The organism is Micromonospora sp. ATA51 (genome assembly GCF_016802855.1).
Taxonomy (GTDB): Bacteria; Actinomycetota; Actinomycetes; order Mycobacteriales; family Micromonosporaceae; genus Micromonospora; species Micromonospora sicca.
Genome location: NZ_JAEVHJ010000642.1, coordinates 1 through 1,541 on the forward strand (window position 1 = coordinate 1; position 1,541 = coordinate 1,541).

The following is a 1,541-nucleotide window of genomic DNA, read 5'->3' on the forward strand; positions in this document are numbered from 1 at the left end:
GTACGTATTCAGCTTGAGAGAGCGGCGGGCATCCACGGGCCGGTGGTGAACAGCTGTTTGAGCACGTCGAGTGCGTCCTGGCCGTGTTTGGCGGCGGTGGATAGGTAGGAGCGGACGGCGGCGAAGTCGGCGAGTCCTTGCAGGGTGCGCCAGGTGCCGGAGATCTTCTGTTGGAGCTTGACCGGGCGCAGGTCACGTTCGGCCTGGTTGTTCGTGAACGGCACGGCCAGGTCGACCACGAACCGCAGGATCATGCCGCGATGCTGGTGGAAGCGTTCGACCAGTTTGCCGGCCTTCGACAATTCGCCGTGCCGCTCGGGTGGGTTCTGTTGGCGGCCGTAGGCGAGGGCGCCGGCGTAGCAGGCCCGGATGTGGCTGACCTCAGCCTCGGTCAGTGTGCTGCGGCCGGCGGCGACCGCCTGCTCGGTCATCGTCTTGGCCATCAGCAGCGTGTCGGCCATGACCTCAGCCCATTGCTGGCCGGCCGGGTCAGTCTCGTGCACGGCGCGTAGGTCACGGATCAGATGCGCCCCGCACCAAGCATGCTCGGCGTCGCGCAGGTGCTGGTAAGCGGCGTAGCCGTCCCGCACGATAGTGCCGTCGAAGCCGGGAAGTACCCCACCGGCGTCGATGTCAGCCTTGCTGCGGCCGCCGACATGAAACGACGTCAGCATCGGGGTGCAGGCCACGTGCACGTATTTGAACCCGCCGTCGAGACGGGCCGGGGTTTCATCGACGTGCAGCACCCGCTCCACGTGCAGCAACGCGGCCAGGTGTGAGGTGAACGGGCCCAGCCGGCGGGCCGCCTCGGTGACCACCGCGTGCACGAACCCGGTCGACACGGGCGCGCCGCACAGATCGCCCAGCAGCCGTGACACCCGCGCGAACGGCAGGAACTGAGCCCCACGCCCATACACCGCCGCGGCCTTCACGCCGGGCCCATACTGGGCGCGGCCGGTCACCCCCGCCGGCGGCGCCGCCTCGCTGACCTGCCCACACCAGCACCGCACCGCCACGAGTTGATGCTCGGTGACCACGATCTTCGGCTCCGGCAGTTCGAACACCTGCCGCCGCTGGCGGGCGTACTCCACCGCGTCGCGAAGGTCCGCGCCGCAGACCGGGTTCACACACCGGTCCGGCCGGTGCACCACCGTAAACTCCGGATCCCCGACCAGTTGCAGCGTCGACCCCGAGGACCCCGGCTGCTTACCCCGACGCCGGCCAGAGCCCCCACCCCTCGGCTTCGGCGTCTGCCTGCCCAGCCCATCTGACGACGGAGGCTTGGACGAGTTCGTCGAGTTCAACCCCAGCCGACGCGTCAGCTCAGCGTTCTCCACCCGCAGCCGCTGGTTGTCCTCACCCAACCGCTGGTTGTCCTCACGCAGCCGCTGCACCTCAACCCGCAGCTCAGCAACCACTGCGACCAGTTCCTCATACGAGGGAAGCTGCGACCCGGGCTGCACACCAAGATCATGCCAGTCAGCCAAGCCACAGTGGACAGCAGGCCCCGATCAGCGACTCACCTCAGGCTGAATACGTAC

The 1,541-nt window shown here is 68.2% G+C and carries 1 protein-coding gene; it reads right to left on the reverse strand.

Annotated features, from left to right (window positions below):
- Nucleotides 1–8: 8 nt before the first annotated feature.
- Nucleotides 9–1,463, reverse strand: a complete 1,455-nt coding sequence (locus JNW87_RS38595) for an IS66 family transposase (RefSeq protein WP_161558030.1) — start codon at nt 1,461–1,463, stop codon at nt 9–11.
- Between the last annotated feature and the right edge of the window lie 78 nt (nt 1,464–1,541).